The organism is Vibrio sp. 1F279, from assembly GCF_041439815.1.
GTDB classification, from domain to species: domain Bacteria; phylum Pseudomonadota; class Gammaproteobacteria; order Enterobacterales; family Vibrionaceae; genus Vibrio; species Vibrio tasmaniensis_A.
Genome location: NZ_JBGOOU010000004.1, coordinates 124,637 through 141,676, shown reverse-complemented (window position 1 = coordinate 141,676; position 17,040 = coordinate 124,637). Strand labels below are relative to the sequence as shown.

Below are 17,040 nucleotides of genomic sequence, written 5' to 3'. Positions count from 1 at the left end.
CTTTATTCTACCCCAAACCAAAAGAATAAAAACCATATAAAAAAAGAGGTTAAGAAGTTAAGCTAACAATTCACACAAAAGTGATGAATTAAGCTTTTAATAAAGTAAAAACTTGCTAAACTATATCGCAAGTCAGCAAATTGACCGTGGTTGGCAATATAGCGAGCCATGAATAATAATATCACTGGAAGCAATCGAAAGAGTTAACTCTTTCATATCAATGGAGAATTGAGCAATGGCATTTGAACTACCGGCTCTTCCTTACGCGAAAGACGCGCTAGAACCACACATCTCAGCAGAAACGCTAGATTTCCACCACGGTAAGCACCACAACACTTACGTTGTTAAGCTAAACGGTCTTATCCCAGGTACTGAGTTTGAAGGCAAAACACTAGAAGAAATCGTTAAGACTTCTACTGGTGGTGTTTTCAATAACGCTGCTCAAATCTGGAACCACACGTTCTACTGGCACTGTCTTGCTCCTAAAGCAGGCGGCGAACCAACAGGCGCGGTTGCAGAAGCGATCAACGCTGCATTCGGTTCTTTCGAAGAATTCAAAGCGAAATTCACTGATTCAGCAATCAACAACTTCGGTTCTTCTTGGACTTGGTTAGTTAAGAAAGCTGACGGTTCTCTAGACATCGTTAACACTTCTAACGCTGCGACTCCTCTAACAGAAGAAGGTGTTACTCCACTTCTAACTGTTGACCTATGGGAACACGCTTACTACATCGATTTCCGCAATGTTCGCCCTGACTACATGGCTGCATTCTGGAACCTAGTAAACTGGTCTTTCGTAGAAGAGAACCTAGCTAAGTAATTATTACTTACGCTGCGCTATTTATAGCGAGTTATCTATTGAAAGCTCATGCCTCGGCGTGAGCTTTTTTGTATCTGTCGTATTCTAATCAATGCGAACATTGTGAAACGAACTAGCAGATCAAGCCTACTTTTCAACCTATTCTTACCTTTCTCAATCGCCCTACATAAATTCGTTATTTGCCTGTAATTAAACTCTAAAGTTTGCCAACTCCGTGCCGTTAAAGGTGTATCCAATGAGAGGCAGCATGCAAATACATACTTTAGACAAAGCAGGAATCATCAACGAACTGAAGTTCGGCATCGGGATCAGCCAAGCGGTTGAGCAAGGTCGCCGTGCAGATTTTGCGTTGCTGCTATCTATGTTTTCTAATGATGTTCGCGACTGTACTCCCATCGACACTATTGACGTCACTGAAACGACTGAAGATCGCTTACGTAAGCAATTTGGCGTAGCAGAACCGCAACAACTGCGTTCAAACCAATCGTCGTATGAAATTTCAGCGCAACAATCGAATCACTTTCATCAAGCTAGCCTTGCCAGCGCCAAGCTAAGCCACTACTTGAAGCCTGAAGCACTTGCTTTCATGCCAGAAGATACAGCCGACTTCCCCGAAGAGGTTTACCAAAACCTTTCTGGTCATGACAGGCGTAAACTGGCAAGTAAACAGTTACCTGATTTACCAAATGCGACGCTCTACAACGAGCTGTCGACAGCTCAACGTCAATATCAGATTCAGGCGCAAGTATAGCCGCTGCCTAGCCGTCCTCTTTCTCACTCAATATTCACGACTATTCTTTGTTCGATCTTGCTTTTTGAATGATTGATGTAGGCAATATGAACCATCACCTTTGGTCATCATAAAAACCGGAGATGTCGGTTAACACTTGAAGTTACTGCAAAATGTGACCTGCCACAAAGTTCATAAAAAGTTATCAATGGGTACACCTTAGTTTGAGCCAATTCACACCCGCTGTATGAAATTTAACCCATCCTTATCCAACATGGACGATTTGCTTAGGTACTGGGATGGAAATAAAAAGCTCAATTATATTGGTAACATCTGCCGGCTCGCGATTGGGAGGAACGATTGCGAATCACTTTGTTAACCTTGGAGCCACTGTCATCCTTTGTGATAAAGACGCAAAAGCACTTCAGGCGACTTATTTACAATGTGCCCGCTTCTCCGACTCTGTTTACCATTACACGCTCGAAAGGAATGACAGCCAAGCTATCCTCAGCGTATTTGATTTTATTCAAGCCACCTTTAACACTACACCCGATGTTCTGGTCAACAATTGGATAAGTTCCCCAATGCCTAGTCTAATTGGCGATCAGCCTGTCAGTAGCTTTATCAATGATCTGTCTGCTATGGCATCGACCCTTTTCGCATTTGGGCAAATCAGTGCAGAGAGGTTACGAGAGCAAGACAAAGAAGGCGTAATTGTGAATGTGATATCTCACGATGACTTTCATGATGTGTCAGGCTTAGAGAGCGCAAACTCCATGATTACCGGCTTTACCCATAGCTGGGCGAAAGAACTGACGCCATTTGGTATTCGAGTCGGCGGTGTTGTCCCTGCCGTTCATAATTCCGAAGGCAAGCTCAATGGGTGTCACTGGGCACAACTGCAAGACGAACTGACCAGAACAACGGAATACATTGTATCTAATGATTACTTTAGCGGACGGGTTGTAGCTGCAGAGGTGTAAGCGTCTGCGGAGGTGTAAATGGATAATAAAAAATAAACCTATTTCAATTCACATAAAAAAAGCCCCAACCTTTCGGTTGGGGCTTTGAATTTCCCGATAGATAAGTATCGTGCTAGCGAAAACCTATCTCAAACTAATGCTTACTTATTATGCGTTAGCTTTTTCTTTTTTAGCTTTTGGTGCTGCTTTTTCTTCAGCTGGCTTTTGGTCAGCTTTCTTCAAAATTACAGTCGTACCTTCAAAAGTTTCACCTTCAACGTATGCTTTACCGAAGTAAGACGTTGTTAGAACTTCTTTAAGCTCAGTGATTAGAGGGTAACGTGGGTTAGCACCTGTACACTGGTCATCGAACGCTTCAACAGCTAGCTCGTCTAGTTTAGCGATGAAGTCAGACTCGTTAACACCCGCAGCCTGGATAGACAGTGGGATGTCTAGGTCAACTTTAAGCTCTTCTAACCAAGTCAGTAGACGTTCAATCTTCTGAGCAGTACGGTCACCAGCTTGGCTTAGGCCTAGGTGGTCAGCAACTTCAGCATAACGACGACGTGCTTGTGGGCGGTCGTACTGAGAGAATGCAGTCTGCTTAGTTGGGTTATCGTTCGCGTTGTAACGTACAACGTTTGAGATAAGTAGTGCGTTTGCAAGACCGTGTGGTAGGTGGAACTCAGCACCAATTTTGTGAGCCATTGAGTGACATACACCTAGGAATGCGTTCGCAAAGGCAATACCAGCAATCGTTGCAGCGTTGTGTACTTTCTCACGAGCGATTGGGTCTGCTGAACCGTTTTTGTAGCTTGATGGTAGGTATTCTTTAAGCATCTTAAGAGCTTGTAGAGCTTGACCATCTGAGTATTCGTTCGCAAGAACTGATACGTAAGCTTCAAGAGCGTGAGTTACTGCATCGTAACCACCGAACGCTGTTAGAGACTTAGGCATGTTCATTACTAGGTTAGCATCAACAACAGCCATGTTTGGCGTGATTTCGTAATCCGCTAGCGGGTACTTAGCACCTGTTTTGTCGTCAGTAACAACCGCGAATGGCGTAACTTCTGAACCCGTACCTGAAGTAGTAGTGATACATACTAGCTCAGCTTTTTTACCCATTTTAGGGAACTTGTAGATACGTTTACGGATATCCATAAAGCGCATTGCTAGTTCTTCGAAGTGAGTTTCTGGGTGCTCGTACATAACCCACATGATCTTAGCAGCATCCATTGGAGAACCGCCACCTAGAGCAAGGATTACGTCAGGTTGGAAGCTCTTCATTGCTTCAGCGCCTTTCTCAACAACAGACAGTGTTGGATCCGCTTCTACATCGAAGAATACTTGAACTTCAATACCTTGCGCTTTCAGAATTTGTACTACATCGTCTGCGTAACCGTTGTTGAATAGGAAACGGTCCGTTACTAGGAATGCGCGTTTCTTACCTTCTAGGTCGCTCATAGCGATTGGAAGGCTGCCACGACGGAAGTAGATAGACTTAGGTAGTTTGTGCCACAACATATTTTCAGCTCGCTTCGCTACAGTTTTCTTGTTGATAAGGTGCTTAGGACCTACGTTCTCAGAGATAGAGTTACCACCCCATGAACCACAACCAAGAGTTAGAGAAGGTGCAACGTTAAAGTTGTACAGGTCACCGATACCACCGTGAGTAGTCGGGATGTTGATTAGGATACGAGCCGTCTTCATCTTGTCACCGAAGTAACGGATGCGATCTGCGTTTACGTCTTGGTTAGTGTAAAGACCAGATGTGTGACCGATACCACCGATTTCAACCATAGTTACTGCTTGAGCAACAGCGTCTTCGAAATCGTCTGCGCGGAATAGACCTAGAGTTGGAGACAGTTTCTCGTGAGCAAATTCGTCATCGTAAGAAACTTTACCAAGGCCTTCACCTACAAGTACTTTTGTATCAGCAGGAACTTTAACACCCGCCATTTCAGCGATTGCTGGAGCAGGTTGACCTACGATTTTAGCGTTTAGGTTGCCGTCGATAAGAAGAACTTTACGTACTTTATCTGCGTCAGCTTTAGATAAAACGTGAGCTTTGTGAGAAGCAAAACGCTCTTTAACTTCGTCATATACTTCGCTAACTACGATTGCAGCTTGCTCAGAAGCACATACAACACCATTATCGAATGTTTTAGACATAAGGATAGATGCTACTGCACGTTTGATGTCAGCTGTTTCATCGATAACTACAGGAACGTTACCAGCACCAACACCGATAGCAGGCTTACCAGAAGAATATGCTGCTTTAACCATGCCTGGACCACCAGTAGCAAGGATAAGTGCGATACCGTCGTGCTTCATCAGCGCGTTAGAAAGCTCTACAGATGGTTGGTCGATCCAACCGATGATGTCTTTTGGTGCACCCGCTGCTACAGCTGCGTCTAGAACAAGCTTCGCTGCGTCGTTAGTTGAGTTCTTTGCACGTGGGTGTGGCGAGAAGATGATGCCGTTACGTGTTTTAAGAGAGATTAGAGATTTGAAGATCGCTGTAGAAGTTGGGTTCGTTGTTGGAACGATACCACAGATAATACCTACAGGCTCAGCGATAGTCATCGTGCCTAGGCTTTCATCTTCATCAAGAATGCCACATGTTTTTTCGTCTTTGTATTTGTTGTAGATAAATTCAGATGCAAAGTGGTTTTTGATAACCTTATCTTCAACAATACCCATTCCAGATTCAGCAACTGCTTGTTGTGCAAGTGGGATACGAGCGTGGTTAGCAGCAAGAGAAGCTGCGCGGAAGATTGCGTCTACTTTCTCTTGAGAGAATGTTGCAAACTCTTCTTGTGCTGCTTTAACGCGTGCTACTAGAGCATCAAGTTCCGCTAAGTTAGTTACAGGCATGGTGGATCTCCTAAAATAATAAATATTAAAAACTTTTTATTAATTTCGCTGCTTGCTTTTAACCTCAAACAACAACGTTCTTAGTAAATTGCTTTCAGGACTGAGTATATTATTTCACAGTGTGAAAAAAATTGACCCAGATCAGTTACCCAAAAAGAATTAACCAAAAAGTAGTAAGGCAATCGCAAAATCACACTTAAGATGATGATTTATATAGATTAAAATCACACTTTTAGTTAGTTCAAAAAACAAGCAAACAGACAAACTTTTTCTACATAGGGTCATAAACTGTAAAAAAGTTTCATTTTTAGTCAGTTAAATTACATGTATACAGCCATATTCGTGCTACTGAGAGTATATCCATACCGTTGCACGGGCTAGATTTTGACATAATTTTTATTAAATTCGTGCGGCAGTTAACAGTTACTCGATAATAAATTACAAAATGAAACACTAACAACCAACTCGCAACACCGCCAATACAAAAGTGATATTCAATTAGTTTTTCTAAAAATAATCCCCTATTTCAGGTTAGTTTTTTTCATTCGTGCAAATCCGATTTGTCCCTTACATTACGCGCTCAGACTATTCACCGAATCAAACCTTCAACCTTAAAATTCGCTAACTGGAGATCGCTCTCATGCAAGGCTTAGAACTCGCAATTTTTATGCAATTCTTCCTTGGGCTTGTTGCTGCCGTAAACCCAATCGGCATCATGCCTGTTTTTGTTTCTCTTACTGCACATATGCCACCAGAAGAGAGGAACAGGACCGCATTACAAGCCAACATTGCTGTTGCCGTTATCCTGATTGTGTCGCTTGTCGCGGGGCAAATGCTGCTTGATATGTTTAGCATCTCGCTGGATTCATTTCGTGTTGCAGGTGGTTTGCTATTACTGAGCATCGCATTTTCGATGATGAGCGGTAAGCTCGGTGAAGATAAGCAGAATAAACAAGAGAAATCTGAATACATCAGCAAGGAGCAAATCGGTGTTGTTCCTTTGGCGATGCCGTTAATGGCGGGCCCAGGTGCAATCAGCTCGACCATTGTTTACGGATCTCGTTACCCTGCTGCTATTGATACGGTCGGCATCGGTATTAGTATCATTGCGTTTGCAACCTGCTCTTGGCTCTTGTTCCGTTCAGCACCAGTTATCGTTCGCTTTTTAGGTCAAACGGGTATCAACGTGATCACGCGTATCATGGGCTTGATTCTTGGCGCATTGGGCATCGAGTTCATCGCCAATGGCCTACGTAATTTGTTCCCAGGTTTGGCATAACGTTTAACGGTAATCCGTTGCTCTATAAAGGGCAACAATATTGCAATATAGATGAGGCGAGTAAAGCAATTGGGCTTTCACTCGCCTCGTTATTATGAAGCTTGTATAATGACTGTTAATGCATTTAACAAAAGATGAATCTCTCCTTATGTCACGCAAGCCACTCAAGCATCATTTGTACGTCATTATCTTTGGTACTCACACGCCAGCCGGACGTGCATTTGATATTTCTCTGATCGTTGCAATCTTGGCTTCGCTATTGGTTCTGATCTTAGAGTCCATCCCTAATGTCATGACCGAATGGTCACAGCAGCTGCGTTATATTGAATACACTTTTACTGCTCTCTTCACTCTTGAGTATTTGTTAAGGCTCTATTGTTCTCCGAAACCAAAATCTTATGCCACCAGCTTTTATGGTGTCGTGGACCTATTGGCGATTCTTCCGACATACTTAGCGATCATCTTCCCAGGCGCTTCATTTATGGGTGTGGTAAGACTGCTACGTGTGATGCGTATCTTCCGAATCCTAAAACTGGTTCGCTACCTGCAAGATTCAAACATTCTGTTACGTTCACTGTTAATGGCAAGACGAAAGATACTGATCTTTTTCAGCACAGTTGGCATCTTAGTTGTTATCTTCGGCGCGCTTATCTTTGTTATTGAAGGGCCAGAAAATGGCTTTACAAGTATTCCCCACAGTATTTATTGGGCAATCGTAACCATTACGACGGTTGGCTACGGTGACATGATCCCTCAAACCGCGTTAGGGAAAGCGATCGCTTCTCTGACCATGCTATTGGGTTACTCTATTTTAGCGGTACCGACAGGGATTATTACTGCAGAGCTCAGCAATGAGATGAACTCGCACAAAGAGTTGGTAAAGTGTCCGAACTGTAACCGCGCCGGCCATGATTCGGATGCTATGTATTGCAAACACTGTGCGAGTGAATTGGCAGACCCCGACAAGCGTGTCGTTACAGAAGAGAAATAAAAGCAGACTCGAGATGCGAAGAGGTTTAAGGGCAGTTTCGAGGGCCGAATAACGAGATATCAATAAACTAAAAAGGGTTGACGTTTATCGTCAACCCTTTCGGTTTATCAGCTAATAGAATTTAAGCAATCTTGCCGATTACGCTTTCTCAGCAAGGATAATGCGTAAAGTACGGCGTAGTGGTTCTGCAGCCCCCCAAAGCAGTTGGTCACCAACCGTGAATGCATTTAGGAAGTCGTTACCCATAGACATCTTACGCAGACGACCCACTGGAACAGACATAGTGCCTGTTACTTTAGCTGGTGTCAGTTCTTGCGCTGTAATGTCTCGGTCATTAGGAATTACTTTAACCCAATCATTGTGCGTCGCGATGATCTCTTCAATCTCATCCATTGGCACGTCCTGCTTAAGCTTAATCGTTAGTGCTTGAGCATGACAACGCATCGCACCGATACGTACACAAGTACCATCAATTGGGATTGGCTGACCGTCTAGGCCAAGGATCTTGTTCGCTTCAACGCCCGCTTTCCACTCTTCTTTGCTTTGACCGTTTTCACGCTTCACATCGATCCAAGGAATCAGCGAGCCTGCAAGAGGAGCCCCAAACTGGTCTGTTGGGAATGAAGATGAACGAATCGTATCCGCAACTTTCTTATCAATATCAAGAATCGAGCTTGATGGGTTTGCTAACTCAGAGCTAACGCTGTCGTTGATCACTCCCATTTGCGAGATAAGTTCACGCATGTTCTTAGCACCCGCACCCGATGCCGCTTGATAAGTCATAGCACTCATCCATTCGACCATGCCTTTCTCATATAGGCCGCCGAGTGCCATAAGCATCAAGCTCACAGTACAGTTACCGCCAACGAAAGTGTTAGTACCGCCGTGAATACCTTGTTGAATTTGTGCCAAGTTAACAGGATCAAGAGTGATGATTGAATCAGCGTCCATACGCAGAGTAGAAGCTGCATCAATCCAGTAACCTTTCCAACCTGCTTGACGCAGCGCTGGGTATACTTTTGATGTGTAGTCGCCGCCTTGACAGGTAATCACCGCATCAAGCTGTTTTAGGCTATCAATATCAAAAGCATCTTGAAGTAGACCCGCATCTTTACCGCCTAACACAGGGGCTGGAATACCAATCTGAGATGTACTGTAATAAACAGGTTCAATCAAGTCGAAGTCTTTTTCTTCAACCATACGTTGCATCAGTACAGAACCAACCATACCGCGCCAACCAACTAGACCTACTCTCATCGCTCACTCTCCATGTATAAATTAAAAATCGTTCTCCCCCATCTATAAGTTTTTCAGAAACAGAACTCAAGTGCTTTTTGTCAAAAAGTGTAACTTTTTCGTTTCTTTTAAGTGAACGCAATGAATCGTGCAGTTATCTCTGGATCAATATTCAATATCTACCTTATTGATAAAACGCCTATTATCCTCAAATTCAAACATTTGCATCGCCAAAGCAGCTTAATCCCACTCGCATCACAAACAGTAAATCCCTCTTTTTAATCAATACTATCCAGAATAATACTTCACAAAACGAAAACAACGTGCGACAAGTTTCAACATGTAACAACCATGAATTTAACAACATTTCAGATAATGAAGCCATGATTAACTGCGTTAACAGTCAAATATCACAACTTGGGCGTATTTTTTCGATATAATAAACTAATTACTGTAGTGTCCGTTTTGCACCACACACCATAACGAAGCACTATAAATGCTCGAAATCACAAGAGGCTTTTATGAAGCAGAGTAAAACTCGCCTACCGAACCTATTGCAGGTATTCATCGCGTTAGGACTATTTCTATCCCTTGCTTTTTCCTTTACTGCAAAGCTTGACCTTCCAATTCAACTTGCCTTGTATATTGGCTGGTTCATTATCATGGTTCTCGGTATTCGCCTTGGCCACGAATACAAAGACTTAGAAAAAGCGGCACTCAAAGGAATATCCAATGGCTTAGGCGCGGTTTTAATACTTTTAGCCGTTGGCGCTCTTGTTGGTACTTGGATCTCAGGCGGGATCGTACCTACTATCATTTACTATGGCCTGAAAGCTATCCACCCTTCTATCTTCCTTTTAGCGACCATGATTATCTGTTCTCTAACCGCATTGGCAACTGGTACTTCTTGGGGCGCTGCGGGTACAGCAGGTATCGCGATGATGGGTATTGGCCAAGGCCTAGGTGTTCCAGCACCGATTACTGCAGGTGCAGTGCTGTCAGGTTGTTACTTCGGCGACAAGATGTCTCCACTTTCTGATTCAGTGATATTGGCTTCTTCAATGTCTGGTGTTGAAGTGGTTGAGCACATCAAGGGCATGCTGCCAGTTGCGTTAATCAGCTACGTGATTACTGGCATCATGTTTACTGCGTTTGGTTTTCACTACGCAGGTAACGTTGACATGAGCCAAGTAGATTCTGTCATTAAAGCAATGGAAGTTCAGTTCTACATCACGCCTTACTCATTTGTCCCAGTACTGATCGTGCTTGGTCTGTTGGCTTTCCGCATGCCTTCATTCCCGGTAATCAGCTTCGGTTCTCTGCTAGGTATTATCTGGGCAGTCATGATCCAAGATATCGATTTCCTAACGGCATTCAACACTGCTTGGGCACCGTTCTCTATCTCCTCTGGCGTAGAGTTTATTGACTCGATTCTTAACCGTGGCGGTATGTCTTCAATGCTTGGTTCGGTAGCGGTAATTGTGTTTGGTTTAGGTTTTGGTGGCTTACTGGATAAAGTGGGCGTATTAGAGACGATTGCTAAGGTGTTCGAGCGCCGAGTAAATAGCGCAGGCTCTCTAGCAACAAGCACGATCGGCACGGCCTTCATGGGTAACGTATTCGGTTCTGCAATGTACGTATCGTTAATCCTAACGCCAAAAATCTGTGCGAAAAACTACGACCGTTTAGGTTATCAACGTAAAAATCTATCTCGTAACGCTGAGTTCGGTGGCACGTTAACTTCAGGCATGGTTCCTTGGAGTGATAACGGTATCTACATGGCGAGTATTCTTGGTGTCGCAACGCTCTCTTACGCTCCGTTCATGTGGTTGAGCTTCATCTGTATCCTCGTGACTATCGTAACGTCTTACATGGGTTGGTTCGTTGATAAATGTGAACCAACAGCACCAGCGCTTGAAACTGAAGAAGCAGCTGAACTGAGCAAGCAACAAGCTTAAGCTAAGGCTTTAGTGCTTAAGCACAAAAATGTTGATGATATAAATGCCAAAAGAGCGCTCTAGAGCGCTCTTTTTTGATCTACTTAATTACTGAATTTATTTGTTGGCGGTTCGTTTACCCAACCAATAACCGATGCCTAACGGTGCAAAGAACACCACCAAGATAAACAGGATGAAGTAAATAATCACACCTTTGATTAAGTCCATCAGTTTATCAATAGCGAGTACCACCACCTCTTGAGAGACGCGATCAAGATCTTGTGTAAACAGTTCCCTTTCAGAAGTCACAATGCCTGCAATTTCAATACGCTCTTTCGCAATCATCGCGACCAGAGCTTCTCTCTCTCGTGTCACCATTTTTTCTAAGGCTACACGTTCTTCAGTGAGCATCGCCAATTTTTGATCTGCCTTATCACTTAGGTCGTTGAGCAGAGGCTGCATTTCTGTCGACATAATAGAAGCCAATGTTTGCATGTACTCAGGGTTATTCTCAATGAAGTCCTGCATGCTTGCTGATGTTTGACGAAGGCTTTCCAGCGTCATCGATAGGTCTTCACCCGTTAGCGAGCTATTCATCGCCACCAACTCAGCTTTCCACGTCATCAATTTCGGTGTTTGGTCAGCCATTAGGCTTAAGCGGTCTGATGCATCGCCCATCGCCTCCGGCATGGTACCTAGGCTTTGAACGATTTGAGATTCGTCTTTACCAAGGTAACTTAGCCATTCACGGTAAGCGGGTGTGCTTCTGAAGGTAAGATCTTTAAAAGGATTGCTCGCGGCGAACTCTGCGACGAATGCTTTGCTCTTTTTGAAATCACTTGAGCTCAATACACCCTTTGCTAGCTTCTCAGCTTCTTGGTCAAGAGAACGAGCCGTCTCTACCGCATTATCCGTCACGAACAGATCCGCACCATCGCCTTGGCTATAAAACTGATTCATTTGGGCTGTGAAAACCCATGAGTCAATTAATGCTGACATTGGGGAGGTTTGGTACGCTGCTTGTTGTAAGCCCTGCTCAGCATGGATCTTCCAAAGCAACACATAAGATTGATGTAAGGTGTCATCAGCAGGGTAAGATTGCGCAATGAGATCGGCCGAGTCTTCTACTCGTGTAAAAAACATCTTGGCGTATTCACGCGTCATGATCCGAGCCTGTAACTCTTGCTGAGTAAGAGGCGTCGTTTGACTGTCTAGCTTAACTTCCAAAAGAGAACAACCACTTAGCACAATGCTAAGCACTAACACGATCCAATTTCGACTCGAAACTCGTGACATATAAACCTCTGACAAAGACTAAGGGCGCGGATTGTATGAGCGCTTCGTCAGAGTATTGTCAAAAAACCTGTAAAAGTTAACGTTGGGTATTTAAATAGTCATGAGCAGAATCTACAGAGGCTTTTATCGCGAGCTCTAGTTCGGCTAAATCGTGCTCGCTGATGGCTCTGGACTGCTTCATTGTCATTTCAATAGTCGCTGCAATGATCGCTAACCGAGACGCTTTGATGCTGCCAGCCACACCTTTTAAGCTGTGCACAATGCGAGCAGCAGAGGTTTCATCCTTGGTGAGCAGAGATTTGAATCTGGTATAGTCATCTGCGTGATCTTCGACAAAGACCCCTAGCAACAATTCAACAGACTCGGTATCGCCATCAAGAGTCTCTAGCATCTCTTCAATATCAATCGCTGGCTTTGAATCCGTCACTCTGGCAATGTGCTTCTCTGGCTCTTGCACTTGTTCTGGTGTTCGCTGAGTTGGGGGGTGCTGAATAGAGTTTTGCTGAACCGGTACTTGTGGAATAGGTTCTTGCAAAATCGGTTCTTGTGAAATAGCTTTCGGGCTTGTCGCACAAACACTCTGCTGAGGTTGGGTATCAGAATGTTGACTCGCTGGCGTAATATCTAATACTGATGGGGGATTACTTGGCGGCGTCACCGCGGAAGAAGCAATATCGCTGTGAGAAACAATATTATTGCGAGCAGCAGTATCGTTACGAGAAGACGTATTGTTACGAGAAGACGTATCTTTGTTGGAAGTAGAGAGAGCATCGTCCTGACTTGAATCGATGACTGGTTCCGGTCTGAGTGCTTGGTCTACTTCTTTCATCGATTTTTGGGACCTAACACTCCACAACACTAACGCAATCATTGCCACTAAGCTTAACCCTAGCATGATCAATAATAGGTTGTATTGACGTTCATGGAACTCAGCTTCAAGTTTAATGATCTGTTCGTTTACTGAATTCTTCTTAATTTTATCGACTAAATAATTGAGCTGAGCGTAATCACTCAGCAATGCTGAAGCATCTGCCAGTAATAGTTGGAGTGCATCTTGCTCTTCGGATTTTAATGAATAAGATTTTTCAAGAATAGAATCAAAGGCGCGATAAGTTGCTGATGAACTTTGGTTATCGGAATACATCGCTTCAAAAACGACGACACCAAATTCGTTGAGTAGCGGCTTTAACTTAGGGGAAAGTTCAGTATCTGTGCGTAACACTTTGATGTTATCGACGATATCTTGCACCTGACTTTCTATCGGAATGAATTCATCAAATTTTTCTAAAAATTGATCGGCAACGTAAAGCAGTTGGTTCACATCAGGGCGAAACAAGGCGTGTTGGAAATCAGATTCTATCTGCAGTCGGATCGAATAAACTAACTGAGCATCGAGTGCTAAATCATTAATACGAGAGACTCGCAGCGGCTCAGAGAAATAAAGCGATTGCCTCAGTTCATTAACGCGAATACCGAGCTCTTCAATTTGAGCGAGCGAGTGAGAGTAAGAACGGCTTAGATTAAGGAGTGCCAGTGAAGGAAGTAGCCACAGAGCCAAGAGTGCAACCAAAAAAGTTGCTGGTCTTTTAAAGCGATTGGGCTTTGCTACTGATTGTTCCATCGATATTCCTTGTTCATGCGAACTCTAAACCATTATGTTGCTAAACATAAACAAGCGACAACAACCGGCTGTCGCTTACTACCTAATAACTTCGGACTATGACTTATTGCGAGTCAGTTGATCACGTAGGTTCGGTGGCGTCCCTTTAATGGTTAGCGTGTCTGTCTCTGGATCGTAGAAGATACGCTCACCTAAAAGCAGACTATCAAAACTAACATTCAAACCGCCACCAGCACCAACAAATTTTGTTAGTTTACGCATAGTTGCGCGGTCTGCAGGGAAGCTGTCTTCCAACTCGTAGCCTTGCTCACTAGTATAGTCAAAGAAGCTTGTACCATCTGTGCTTGCTGGCAATTCTCCAGAAAGTTCACGAACTTGAACTTCATCACCCGCTTTAAGCTGTTCGTTACAGTAATCCGCAACTTGTTTTTTATAGCTGATCGCTTCTTCTTTCTCTAACTTAGAGTCAGAAACAAAGTCTTCTACCGCTTGCATCAATACTTGGTTTTGCTGCTTAGCATCCAAGCCTACTTCTGCTTGAAGGAAGTCTAAGAAGAAGTCAGCGACTTTACGACCAACGCGCCCTTTAATATAAGTAAGGTAACGGTTTGACTCTTTGTCTGTGTCGTATGTTGAAAGATCAAGGCGCGCAACAATATCCATCTTCGAGATATCCAGGTAATCCGTCGCACTAATATCTAGCCCTTCGGTCACTTTCAAACTTTGGTTAGAAGGCAGTAGTCCGATGAAAAGGTAGTCTGTCGCCAGTGATTGATATTCAGCCAGTACCAAAGTGCCTTCATCAGCAAAAGGATACTTTGAAAGCTCATCTTTTAGACGTAGCGCACTTTTTTGAGAGAAATCATAAAAACTTTGTTCTCCAGCTCGAAATTCATGCAACGACTGCTGGAATTCGCTGTCGGATTTGAAAGAACCAAATCCTTTACCTGCTTTTGAATTAAAAACTCGGTGAAGTTCCGCGACTAGGTTTTCAGATGCAGTATCGTTTTCTAGAGATTCAGCACGATAGTTAACAATCAGCTCTTCCTGATCGTTCTTGCTTAGCTGGTGTAAAATTACGTTGGAAAGGTGAAGGCTCATAGTGAAAATATTACCGTTCAGGTTTCAGTTGTTGTGCATAGTAGGTTATCATAAGCCGCTTTTACTATCATTATTAGAGTCCTTATGCCGATTATATCTAAATACACAGATGATCAAGTTGAAAAAATCCTAGCTGAAGTAGGTGCTGTACTGACTAAGCACAAAGCTTCACCTGAGCTTTCATTGATGATCGCTGGAAATATCGCAACCAATGTCTTAAATCAGAACGTTGCTGCTTCACAACGCAAAGGAATTGCTGAAAAATTTGCCGAAGCTTTAATTTCTTCTCTTGAAGATAAAAAGTCTCACTAAGTTTGATTGACGGAAAAAGAATTATAAATGGTAGACAGCGCAAACTCATATAGCGATCGTGTATCTCGACTGGTAGGTTGGGGCCACTGGTTTGCATTTTTCAACATCATTGCTGCGATGTTGATTGGTACTCGTTATATTACTCAATCTGCTTGGCCGGAAACCCTATTGGGTCAATTCTATTTGGCTGCATCATGGGTTGGTCATTTTGGATTTTTGGTGTTCGCGCTCTATCTATTAGTGCTGTTCCCACTCACTTTTATTCTTCCGTCGAGGAAGTTATTACGTTTGGTTGCCGTTATCTTCGCAACCATAGGTTTAACTGTCCTACTGATTGATACTCAAACGTATCAAAATATAAACCTCCACCTGACACCTGTCGTGTGGGAGGTTTTATTCAGTGGAGAGGAGTCTGCACTCACTTCTGATTTGCAGCACCTCTTCATTGTAATGCCACTAATCTTCTTATTGCAGCTAGGTCTGTCTGAGTGGGTTTGGCGTAAGCAACGTAAACTGTCTCATAAACACATTGGCCGTCCTATTACTGCCGTCTTCTTCTTGTGTTTCATCAGCAGCCACTTGACCTACATGTGGGCTGATGCGTATTTCTACAACCCAATTACAAGCCAGAAAGCGAATTTCCCACTGTCTTATCCTATGACAGCAAAAAGCTTTATGGAAAAGCATGGTCTATTAGACCGTGAAGAGTATTTACAGCGTTTAGAAGCGAACCAAGAGAACGTAAACTTAGTTAGCTACCCACTAGAAAAAATTCAATACAACCGCCGCAGTGCTGATCTTAATATTCTGCTTGTGAGTGTGAATAATCTTCGCGCTGATGCACTCAATAGCACTGCAATGCCAAGCAGCTATGCCTATGCACAACAATCGATCAACTTCACCAATCACTACAGTTCAAGTAACGACATGTTTGGTATTTTCGGATTGTTCTATGGCCTTCCTAGCAGCTACGCAAGCAGCATCAAAGCACAAGGTTCGAGCGCAGTACTGCTCGATGTGCTAGATCATCACAATTATACACTTGCCGCTTTTAGCGGTGATGACTTTGACGACGCCCTTTACCCGGAAGTCATCTTCCGAGGCCGTGATGCGCTCCCAGAGCAAGCAACAGATGATGACCAAAGCGCAATACAAGCTTGGTCTGAATGGGTTCAATCACCACAAGCAAAAAGCCCTTGGTTTAACTTTATTGAGCTAACAACGCTCGATAACTTCTCTAGTTACGAAACAGATGTGACGTTGACTACCGCTGAACGTTTTACTGCAGATTACCAAAAATCGACTCAAGCGGCTGATGTTCAGTTAACGAAAATCTACGCAGAGTTGGAGCGCCTAGATCTTCAAGACAACACAGTGGTTATCATTACCTCTAACCATGGTACTGAATTTAACGAGACGAAAACCAACAGTTGGGGCGCAAACTCCAATTACAGTCGTTACCAACTACAAGTGCCTCTGTTCATCAAATGGCCAGGTAAGTCAGCATCTGAATATACTCACCGTTCTAGTCACCTAGATGTGTCAGTCACGCTAATGCAAGAGCTATTAGGTGTATCTTCGAACCCTACAGATTTTAGTAGTGGACGTAGCCTGTTTGATGAGCGTAGAAGAAAATGGATTCTTGCAGGAGACTCACGTGAACTTGCTCTTGTTACTGACCAACAAACAACGGTGTTAGATAAGTTTGGTAACTACAAATTGTACGATCAGAATTACAAACGTCTGAAAGATGTAAGCCCTCGCTTGCCAGTGTTGATGCAAGGCCTTACTGAGTTACAGCGGTTCTATACCAAAAATGACTAAATGATCATCAAAAAGAAAAGGGAAGCCAATGGCTTCCCTTTTTTATTGCCGTGA

At 43.5% G+C, this 17,040-nt stretch carries 13 protein-coding genes; 8 read left to right on the top strand and 5 right to left on the bottom strand.

Annotated features, from left to right (window positions below; genetic code table 11):
- Positions 1-235 precede the first annotated feature (235 nt).
- From sodB to ACED60_RS05045, 3 genes are all read left to right on the top strand, one after another.
- Complete coding sequence (gene sodB, locus ACED60_RS05055) at positions 236-820, top strand: superoxide dismutase [Fe] (protein WP_004734050.1); 585 nt, start codon at positions 236-238, stop codon at positions 818-820.
- A gap of 247 nt (positions 821-1,067) precedes the next feature.
- Positions 1,068-1,571, top strand: a complete 504-nt coding sequence (locus tag ACED60_RS05050; protein WP_269146599.1) for a VC2046/SO_2500 family protein — start codon at positions 1,068-1,070, stop codon at positions 1,569-1,571.
- A 278-nt stretch (positions 1,572-1,849) separates the two neighbouring features.
- Complete coding sequence (locus tag ACED60_RS05045; RefSeq protein WP_371727062.1) at positions 1,850-2,533, top strand: SDR family oxidoreductase; 684 nt, start codon at positions 1,850-1,852, stop codon at positions 2,531-2,533.
- Between the two features lie 147 nt (positions 2,534-2,680).
- On the opposite strand, the gene adhE is transcribed toward ACED60_RS05045, so the two are convergent.
- Positions 2,681-5,389, bottom strand: coding sequence for a bifunctional acetaldehyde-CoA/alcohol dehydrogenase (gene adhE / locus ACED60_RS05040; protein WP_017098217.1), 2,709 nt, complete (start codon positions 5,387-5,389; stop codon positions 2,681-2,683).
- A gap of 640 nt (positions 5,390-6,029) precedes the next feature.
- Between adhE and ACED60_RS05035 the strand changes: the two genes are divergently transcribed.
- Together ACED60_RS05035 and ACED60_RS05030 are read left to right on the top strand one after the other, a co-directional pair.
- Positions 6,030-6,668, top strand: a complete 639-nt coding sequence (locus tag ACED60_RS05035) for a YchE family NAAT transporter (RefSeq protein WP_004734056.1) — start codon at positions 6,030-6,032, stop codon at positions 6,666-6,668.
- A 148-nt stretch (positions 6,669-6,816) separates the two neighbouring features.
- Positions 6,817-7,659, top strand: a complete 843-nt coding sequence (locus ACED60_RS05030) for an ion transporter (protein WP_032500845.1) — start codon at positions 6,817-6,819, stop codon at positions 7,657-7,659.
- A 138-nt stretch (positions 7,660-7,797) separates the two neighbouring features.
- Here ACED60_RS05030 and asd read toward each other — a convergent pair whose 3' ends face one another.
- Positions 7,798-8,916 (bottom strand): aspartate-semialdehyde dehydrogenase, encoded by a 1,119-nt coding sequence (asd, locus tag ACED60_RS05025; protein WP_012603520.1) that lies wholly within the window; start codon positions 8,914-8,916, stop codon positions 7,798-7,800.
- Between the two features lie 500 nt (positions 8,917-9,416).
- Here asd and nhaC point away from each other — a divergent pair, with 500 nt between their 5' ends.
- Positions 9,417-10,853, top strand: coding sequence for a Na+/H+ antiporter NhaC (nhaC, locus tag ACED60_RS05020; protein WP_017098219.1), 1,437 nt, complete (start codon positions 9,417-9,419; stop codon positions 10,851-10,853).
- Positions 10,854-10,949: 96 nt separating this feature from the next.
- On the opposite strand, the gene ACED60_RS05015 is transcribed toward nhaC, so the two are convergent.
- From ACED60_RS05015 to yejK, 3 genes are all read right to left on the bottom strand, one after another.
- On the bottom strand, positions 10,950-12,128 hold the full coding sequence (locus tag ACED60_RS05015) for a chemotaxis protein (protein ID WP_371727061.1): 1,179 nt from the start codon (positions 12,126-12,128) through the stop codon (positions 10,950-10,952).
- 76 nt (positions 12,129-12,204) lie between these two features.
- Positions 12,205-13,749, bottom strand: coding sequence for an Hpt domain-containing protein (locus tag ACED60_RS05010; protein WP_371727060.1), 1,545 nt, complete (start codon positions 13,747-13,749; stop codon positions 12,205-12,207).
- 96 nt (positions 13,750-13,845) lie between these two features.
- The gene (yejK, locus tag ACED60_RS05005) at positions 13,846-14,850 is read right to left on the bottom strand and encodes a nucleoid-associated protein YejK (protein ID WP_009848690.1); all 1,005 of its coding nucleotides are present in this window, start codon (positions 14,848-14,850) and stop codon (positions 13,846-13,848) included.
- Positions 14,851-14,934: 84 nt separating this feature from the next.
- On the opposite strand from yejK, the gene ACED60_RS05000 reads away from it, so the two are divergent.
- On the top strand, positions 14,935-15,162 hold the full coding sequence (locus ACED60_RS05000; protein WP_004734063.1) for a YejL family protein: 228 nt from the start codon (positions 14,935-14,937) through the stop codon (positions 15,160-15,162).
- A 27-nt stretch (positions 15,163-15,189) separates the two neighbouring features.
- Positions 15,190-16,986: a DUF3413 domain-containing protein gene (locus tag ACED60_RS04995; protein WP_009848691.1), complete on the top strand. Its 1,797-nt coding sequence runs from the start codon at positions 15,190-15,192 to the stop codon at positions 16,984-16,986.
- Positions 16,987-17,040: the final 54 nt, after the last annotated feature.